Origin of the sequence: Rhodanobacter sp. FW104-R8 (genome assembly GCF_001617365.1) — a bacterium.
Classification (GTDB): domain Bacteria; phylum Pseudomonadota; class Gammaproteobacteria; order Xanthomonadales; family Rhodanobacteraceae; genus Rhodanobacter.
In genome coordinates this window covers 1-1,183 of sequence record NZ_LVJR01000039.1, presented here as the reverse complement: position 1 = coordinate 1,183, position 1,183 = coordinate 1, and the positions used below count along the sequence as shown (strand labels likewise).

1 protein-coding gene is annotated in these 1,183 nt (G+C 64.6%); it reads right to left on the bottom strand.

Features of this window, described 5'->3' with window-relative positions; translation table 11 throughout:
• Window positions 1–19: 19 nt before the first annotated feature.
• Complete coding sequence (locus RHOFW104R8_RS10835; RefSeq protein ID WP_063089891.1) at window positions 20–988, bottom strand: IS110 family transposase; 969 nt, start codon at window positions 986–988, stop codon at window positions 20–22.
• Between the last annotated feature and the right edge of the window lie 195 nt (window positions 989–1,183).

The following is a 1,183-nucleotide window of genomic DNA, read 5'->3' as shown; positions in this document are numbered from 1 at the left end:
GTAGATACTGTTATCGAGATCAAGCCCCATGAAGGATTGGGTCGAACGGTTTGCCGGACTTGAGGACGCCGAAGGCGACCTGAGCCAGTTTGCGCATCATCGCGCCGATGATCAGCTTGGGGGGCTTGCCGTGATCGGCCAGGCGCTGGCGGAAGCGTTGCCCCCAGGCGGTGCGGTAGAGGGTGACCATGGCCGGCATGTAGAGCGCCCGTCGCAGGAAGGCATGTCCCACCTTGGACAGGCGCGGACGCCCCCGCACGCTGCTGCCCGATTCATGCAATCGCGGGCTCAGCCCGCCAAAGGCGACGAACTGACGAGCGGTGTCGAAGCGCTCGCTGCTCACGCCGTAGGCAAGCAGGACGGCGATGGTGCGCTCGCCCAGGCCGGGGATGGAGGCCAGCAGGTCGCGTTGGCCACGCAGGTCATCGTCGTCGTCCAGCAACTGCGCGATGGCCTGCTCGATACGCTTGAGCTCATCGGCCAGCCACGCCAGGTGCGTTTCCACGCTGTTGCGGACGTCCTCCCGCAGGCTCTCGCTGCGGTTCTTCTCCTGGGTCTGCATTTCGATCAGGGCCTGATGACGCAGCACCAGGGCGCGCAGGCGCCGTTCCGACGCCGGTGGTGGCACCCAGGCGGGCGGCTGCTTCTCCCGACAGAAGTGCGCCAGCATCTTGGCGTCCAGCACGTCGGTCTTGCTGCGTAGCCCCAGCGACTGGGCATGTGCCTTGGCCAGCGCCGGATTGATGACCGAGACCCGATGGCCGGCGTCAGCCAGATAGGTCGCTGCCGCCTCCCAGTAGATACCGGTCGCCTCCATGCAGACGGGGGCGTGAGCCGCCTCATGCTGAAGCAACCACGCCACCAGCCGGGCGAAGCCCGGCGAGGTGTTGGGGAAGACTTTGGTGCGGTACTTGGAACCCACGCTCAATGCACAGTCGAGCTTGGCTTTGGCTACGTCGATACCCAGGACAACCTGTTCAGAGTTCATGGCTTGCGCTATCCACCTTGTAAATGCAGGCTGCCGGCGAGGCCGGGCCGAAGATACTGTTCGATCTATCGCAAGTTGAAAGCGGGCGTCCGGTGCAAGATCTACGCTACGGCATGTCGCCAAGGGCGGGCACGGCATCCGGACACCCTTTTGCCCAAGCGCGACTCGGGCAAAATCAGAATACAAGGGCGGGCA

Bases quoted from the DNA above. Each gene is read 5' to 3' on its own strand.
- RHOFW104R8_RS10835 (WP_063089891.1), bottom strand. From the start codon at position 988: ATGAACTCTGAACAGGTTGTCCTGGGTATCGACGTAGCCAAAGCCAAG.